Annotated in this window: 7 protein-coding genes and 1 pseudogene; 2 read left to right on the forward strand and 6 right to left on the reverse strand. The window is 68.0% G+C overall.

The genetic code is table 11. The features are described 5' to 3' along the window. Positions 1 to 219: 219 nt before the first annotated feature. Positions 220 to 1,380, reverse strand: a complete 1,161-nt coding sequence (locus SSP08S_RS61540) for a DUF4158 domain-containing protein (protein WP_106437211.1) — start codon at positions 1,378 to 1,380, stop codon at positions 220 to 222. Positions 1,381 to 1,444: 64 nt separating this feature from the next. On the opposite strand from SSP08S_RS61540, the gene SSP08S_RS64380 reads away from it, so the two are divergent. After that, positions 1,445 to 1,570, forward strand: coding sequence for a hypothetical protein (locus SSP08S_RS64380; RefSeq protein WP_281176182.1), 126 nt, complete (start codon positions 1,445 to 1,447; stop codon positions 1,568 to 1,570). Positions 1,571 to 1,596: 26 nt separating this feature from the next. On the opposite strand, the gene SSP08S_RS52230 is transcribed toward SSP08S_RS64380, so the two are convergent. Together SSP08S_RS52230 and SSP08S_RS52235 are read right to left on the reverse strand one after the other, a co-directional pair. Next, a complete protein-coding gene (locus SSP08S_RS52230; RefSeq protein WP_019075623.1) occupies positions 1,597 to 1,902 on the reverse strand; it encodes a hypothetical protein in 306 nt (101 codons plus the stop codon). 59 nt (positions 1,903 to 1,961) lie between these two features. Then, complete coding sequence (locus SSP08S_RS52235) at positions 1,962 to 2,375, reverse strand: hypothetical protein (protein ID WP_019075624.1); 414 nt, start codon at positions 2,373 to 2,375, stop codon at positions 1,962 to 1,964. Between the two features lie 249 nt (positions 2,376 to 2,624). Between SSP08S_RS52235 and SSP08S_RS60925 the strand changes: the two genes are divergently transcribed. Then, positions 2,625 to 3,218, forward strand: a complete 594-nt coding sequence (locus SSP08S_RS60925) for a hypothetical protein (protein ID WP_086022085.1) — start codon at positions 2,625 to 2,627, stop codon at positions 3,216 to 3,218. A 33-nt stretch (positions 3,219 to 3,251) separates the two neighbouring features. Here SSP08S_RS60925 and SSP08S_RS64080 read toward each other — a convergent pair whose 3' ends face one another. The 3 genes and pseudogenes from SSP08S_RS64080 to SSP08S_RS52255 form a co-directional block, all read right to left on the reverse strand. Beyond that, positions 3,252 to 4,337: a transposase gene (locus tag SSP08S_RS64080; protein WP_026179571.1), complete on the reverse strand. Its 1,086-nt coding sequence runs from the start codon at positions 4,335 to 4,337 to the stop codon at positions 3,252 to 3,254. 359 nt (positions 4,338 to 4,696) lie between these two features. Further along, positions 4,697 to 4,981: pseudogene (locus SSP08S_RS64085) on the reverse strand (transposase); the annotation flags it as partial. Positions 4,982 to 5,134: 153 nt separating this feature from the next. Continuing rightward, a complete protein-coding gene (locus tag SSP08S_RS52255; protein ID WP_019075628.1) occupies positions 5,135 to 5,689 on the reverse strand; it encodes a hypothetical protein in 555 nt (184 codons plus the stop codon). Between the last annotated feature and the right edge of the window lie 562 nt (positions 5,690 to 6,251).

The following is a 6,251-nucleotide window of genomic DNA, read 5'->3' on the forward strand; positions in this document are numbered from 1 at the left end:
CAGCCTTGTCACAGCATCACCTGTGAAGGGCGGGTGTGCACACACGCGGGCAGGGCGAGGGGCTCGCGCGGGCAGCGGACTGCCGCAGGAGAAGCTCCCCGAGCGGGTAGTAGATGGTGTTCCCTGCCTTCGCGTACCGCTCGACCAGCGCGAGCGCATCCAGCACCGGCCGGTGCGCCACGCTGTTGGAGCGGAACTCCAGCACGCCCAGCAGCTCGATCAGGCCCCGGCGGTAGTGGTTGGTGTACGAGCCTTCAGCGTGGTCTGCACCGTCCGCCGGTACACCGGCCCCTTTGTCCGGTACTCGTGGACCAGCTCCTTCAGCGTCTGCTCGCCCCCGCGCACCGAGCCGAACACCACCTCGCGGACCTCACCGTCCGGGGCGGCCAGCGACGCCTCGGCGATCGAGAACAGGATGTTCTCCTTGCCCGCCACCCGTCTGAAGGCGTTGATCAGCTCCTTGGTCACCTTCTGCTCGGCGCGGGCGCCGATCCGGTGCACCGTGGCGATCAGCAGGTCCACCAGCTCGTCGGTCACCTCCCGCTCCCGCTCCACCAGCAGCGCGGACAGCAGCGTCACCGCCGCCTCCGGCGCCCTGCGCCGCAGATGGGACGGCGACTCCACCGCGGCCCGCTGCCGCCAGGACGCCAGCACCTTCGGTGCCACATCCGCGAACAGCCCCGGCGGCAGCCCAACCGCCCGGATCGCGGTCAGCTTGCGGATCTCCCGCAGCATCGACTCCAGGCTCACATTGCCCGGTATCGCCTTCACCAGCGCCAGCACCGACTCACCGTCGCCGTCGTCCTGGCCTTCGTCTTCCTCCTCGTCGGCGACCAGCGCCAGGACCCGGGCCCGCGCCTCCTCCGTCAGCCGGGCCGCGAGGGTGGAAAACCATGTCTCCTCCGCGGCGTGCAGGGCGGAACGGACCATGCGCGTGATCCGGTCGGTGGCCAGCGGCTCGATGCACTCCCCGCGGCAGTGCTTCAGCAGCTCCTCCCGCACCCGGTCCGCATTCCGCTCCGCGTGCGCGACGCTGACGGCCAGCCAGGCCGTCAGCTTCTCCGCGTCCTGCACCGAACACACCCGGAACCCCAGGTGCTCGCGTATCTGGGACCGGTGGTACTCGATCGTCCGCCCGGACCACTCATACAGACCGAAGTCCGCGCCCGGCACCTTCATCTGCCGGGCCACGAACGCGACCACCTCGCCCGGGAACTCCGCCCGGCCCCGGGGGAACCGGCCATGCCGCGTGTAGTACTTCAAGAACAGTGCGAACCCCAGCCTCGTCGCGCCCCGCTTGCCCGCCACGAGATCCGCCTCGTCATCGAGCACAGTCCAGTGCTCGACCAACTCGTCCATACCAACCGTCTGCCGACTCATGCCCGCAGATCATGCCGGGAGTCACACCGGCCCACCCATCAAAGATCCACACCGTTTGCGGCTCGTGACGATCCTGCTGGCTTATTCTGTGCCCGGCGGGGCTGGCGGCTCGTTGGTCGGAGCAGAGGAGATGGCCGCAGCGCTGAACGAGAACCGCATCAACATCCTCGTGGCCGACATCCAGCGCTAAAGCGGCCGTCCAGCACGTACTGCCAATTAGTCGTTGACACTCAGGACGGCGCGCGCGCAGCTGATGAATTCCTTCATGGCCTCCTCATGCTCCCTCCAGTTCTGGTCGAGCCGGGGGCCTATCTCAGGCTCCATGCAGTCGCTGAGCAGGGCCGACGCTTGCTCTGCGTCCAGGACTGGGAGCTGGTCGAGTGCCGCAGACGCCGCATCGTGCATCTCCATCGTGTTCGCGGCATCGGCTGCATACGCGGCGCGGAAGCCATCCAGGGCCTCCACGGCCCGGCGGGCATCCTCATACTCGGGCCTCCAGACGCTGACACCGGTCAAACGCATGTAGAGCCAGTACGCCTCGCCTCGTTGGTGAGCGAGGCGTTGGAGGTTCTGCGCCGCATTCAGAACGCGGGTGGACGCAGTGGCGAGGGAGACGGGAGCGACAAGCTGGAGCACCCCCAGGCATCGCTGAGTTCGTCGTAGGCGGGCGTGGAGGCTCCCGTGTCGGGCTCCCGGAACAGCGTGTGCAGAACTCGACCGAACGCCCTGTCGGTGCGGATCAGGTTCGTCGCTGCGCTGATCCGCTGCTCGCGCAGTGCAGCGGCGTGGGCCGCGACTGCGACTCGGTCGGCCTGTTCCCGAACTGCCTGGAGGGTGGCTGCCTCAGCCGTTTCCGCTGCTTCCTTCGCGGCCTTGGCCTGCGCGATGCCCCCACCGGCTTGCACCTTGGCGCCGAGCCAGACTCCGGCGAAGGTGAAAACGATGGGGAGGAGCCAGACTATGAACGCCTGGTGTTCCTTGAGGAAATCAATCACGCACTGATCTTCTCCTGTGCCGCGGGAGACTCCGGAGCCGACGACACAGCCGGGCTCGGAGAAGCCGGGACCAAATCCCAGCTCAAGACGGAGGCCCCGGAGACTACCGTCTGCGGCGTCGAGCAGCCGTACCCGTCGCTATGATCCGCGTCGTACCGAATGTCAGGCGGCGACCCCCGCTTTCGTCCCCCACAGAAACCGGCCGAGCAGCGCCTGCCGCAGTCACCTTGCTGAACGTGAAAGGCAGACATGACCCGCCGGTTCCTTCCTGGCATAGCCGCCTGCGCGGCAGCCCTCCTCGCCGCCGGCTGTAGCGGCCGAGCCCCGCAGCCTGCTGCGGCAGCCCCCACGGTCACGGTCACCCAGACCATCGCGCCCACCCCCACCCCCACACCGACATCCACGCCTGTAGTCAGACGCACTTCGGCCACCCCCACACCGGCCGTCTCCTCGGCTTCCGCGCCAGCCCCGGCCCGCACCCCCCAGGGATCAGTCGCCCTGACCGAATGGCACGACGGCGACGCGACGAGCAAGTGCGTGAACGTCATGACCGTCTACGAGAACCGCTCCGACACTGCAGTCATCTCCGTCACCCAGAAGTTCCAGACCTTGTACACGCCCAAGCACGCCGACGGCGAGTACCCCGACGACGTGGACGGCCCAGTCAAGATGCTCACTCAGGACGCGGGCATCGCCCCATACGGGACCCGGACCCTGTACTGGCAGGTGTGCGCGCCCGAGCTGGCCTCGAAGCAGAACCCAGTTCCGCCGGACGGTACCGACTCGTTCATGTCCGAAATCGGCGCCCAGCCTCGCGCCACCGCCTGGGACTGGGCGCAGTAGATCACCCGGTTTCGATCCTGCTCGGCTATTCGGTCACGCGGCGAGGGAGAGGTCGAGGCGGGCAAGGTGACTGACACGGGTACGGTCGAGCGCGTGGCCGTTCCACCAGGCATCGAGGCGAATGAGGTTGAGCGCGACGGCGGAGAAGACGTGCTCCAGGTGAGTCTTCTGGAGACCGAGGTATCGGGCACGTCTCATCCCGGTGACCGCGACGGCCTGGTGGATAGTTCCCTCGATGCCCGCGCGGGTTGCGTACTTGGCTCGCCACAGCTCGTCGCCCTGCTGGAGGCGGGCATGATCGAGGACTTCTTGCAGCTCGCGGGGTTGCAGGGAGAGAGTCCGGCCGCCGGTCTTCGAGCGGGTGCACTGGTTGCGCACCGGGCAGGGACGGCATGTCTCCTTGTCGAACTTGATGATGATGGCCTTGGTGCCGCGCAGGGTGGCAGGGCTCCACCAGGTGCTGGTGTCCCCGCGTGGGCAGGTGGCCTGCCGCTTGTCCCAGTCGATGGTGAACGCGGTGCGGTCGAAACCGGCGCCGGCACGCGCCTGGGGTGAGCTGTTCATCAAGACCGGGGTGACCAAGGTGACCCCGAAGTTCTTCTTCATGCCCACGATCAACTCGGCGGATGCATAACCGGAATCGAGAAAGTGCTCGGCGCGCAGTAGATCGCGGGCGGCGAGCATGTGATGGACCGGTTCGGTCATTTCCGCATCCGTCACCGTGGCGTCGGTGGTCACGATGCCGGTGATCAAGCGCGGCTGCGGTCCGTCGGCTCCGGGAATCAGCGCCTGGCCGCCGGCAGCCGGACCCTGGTCATCGGTATCGTCGCAGGACTCACTGATGTGGATCTTGTAGCCGGTCCACCAGGAGCCCTGTTTGAGGCCGTAGCGCGCGTCGGTGTCGTACGGAGAGGCCAGCCGCAGTCTGCCGGGCGGGAGGTCCTCGCTCTCCCGCCGCTTCACCTCCGCCCCGGCCTCGGACACGGTGCGGTGGTAGTTCTGCACCCACATCGTGCGCATGACCTGCACCGCCGGAAGTTCGCGCAGCCAGCCCGGGGCATCAGGGACATACACCGCCTCCAGCAGCGCGAACCCGTCCCGGCCGTAGACCAGGGCCATCTCCTCCCGCTTGCTCGTGGAAACCGGCGGATGCCAGGAGTGAGTCCGCGGTCCGTAGCGTTCGGCCCATTCCCGAACGGGCACCGCCTGGGCCAGCCAGTCCGGGGCTGCGCAGGCCAGCGCCTCCAACGCGGCCGCAACGTCTCCCCGGCCAGCTCCAGCCTGTTCAGGTCGCGTACCGCCGCCAGCACCCGGGTGGAGTCGGTGCGCTGCCTGCCTCCCGCCTTCACCAGGCCCCGGTCCTTGAGCGCGGTCAGCAGCAGGTCGAGCACCTTCTCCTCCATCCCATGCTCGACCAGTCGCGTGCGGAACTCGGACAGCACCGAGGCGTCGAACCCGGGATCATCCAGCTCCAGGCCGAGCGCGTACTTCAGGTCCATGCCGTACCGCACCCGATGCGCCGCCGCCCGGTCGGTGAGGTTCTCGGCGAACTGCAACACCGTCACCAGCGCCAGCTGGCCCGGTGACCAGCCCGGCAGCCCTCTGGCTCCGAACGCCTCGGCGAAGTCGGCATCCGCGAACAACTCACCCAGCTCGTCACGGACCCGCATCGCCAACGGGTACGGACCCCGTGCCGCCACCGCCCGCGCCACCTGCGCGGTCAGCTCGGGCACCTTCGGCCACGGCCTCGGCCGCATCGACATTCCACACCCCACCCGCGACCGGGAACGCCAAGACGGCCGCTGCTGCCCCGACCAACGAGCCGCCAGCCCCGCCGGGCACGGATCAAGCCAGCTGGATCGTCACCAGCCCCAAACGCCGATGTTCCCGCTGGTGAGGGCGGTCTGCCGCGAGTCTCAGGGGCCGATACGGGCGCGCTCGCGGGCCTCGACCGCATCGGGGTGGTCCTCGCCCAGGAGTTCGCCGATCAGCCTGGCGATGTAGTCCCACTGGTTGGCGACGGTGTTCTTCGAGAACACGGTCTTCTCCATGCGCTCGGCCTTCTGGTACTCGTCGGCGAGGTGCAGGTAGGCGTTGCCCGTCTTCCTGAGCGCTTGAACCCGCGGGCTGGGCGGCGGGGCGGCCTCCGCCCTCGCGGCCTTCTCCCACAGGTCGAGGAAACGCCTGGTGGTCTCGTCCAAGTCCATCTTGCGACCGGTAGGTGCGAGCTCTACGAGCAGGGCGATCAACCGCTGCATCGTCTCGGAGTCCGGCAGCCGGGGCTCCGACAGCACGTAGCTCATCGTGCTGGTGCTCAGGTAGCCGGATTCCGTCGTCGTCCCCGAGCTCTTGGAGATCTTGGAAAGGCTAGGGCGTCCCACCGACATGTGCAGGTCGTGAAGGCCGTAGATGAGATCCCTCAGCGGTCCCACGTCGATCTGAGGCTTCTTCAGAATGCCCGGCCGCCCCATCGCTTCACTCCCTATTTAGTGTCCAGAACTGTCCAGAACTATACAGGGCTACCGGGCTGGCGGCCGACCCTGCGCGACCGGTGTCCGGGGGCTGGAGGTGCCCGGCCAGTACTGGCTCGGGGTCCCACGACTAGGTGAAAAGTCCTTCCAGGGCACCCGCCGGGTGCCGGAGAAGGAGGTTGATCCCGTGTATGACCTGATGGTTGTCGCAGCTCATGGGCTTGTGGCCGAGCCTCCTGCGGACCTTGTCGCGGCTGCCGTGATCGGGGTCTTCGGGGCGGTTGTGCGGGTGTGGCGTCGGCGCGCGTCCAAGTCGAAGTGACCTGCGGTGTGCTGCCGGTCCCAGACCGGCAGCACACCGCGTCCCTGCCAAGCCGCTACCGACACTCAGGGTGCCCTCGGCCGTGGCGACCTGGGGACATCGATCGCTTCCGGCACGGCGGCAGCGACGTTTCTTGCACTGTCACTTGCCCCTGGGTTCGGCCAGCCGCCAGCGGCCCCCGCTACACCGCCGGCAACCCCGACTTCGGTGACGCCCATCCGGTAAGCGAACCATCGGATC

This window comes from Streptomyces hokutonensis, assembly GCF_000376565.1.
Lineage (GTDB): Bacteria > Actinomycetota > Actinomycetes > Streptomycetales > Streptomycetaceae > Streptomyces > Streptomyces hokutonensis.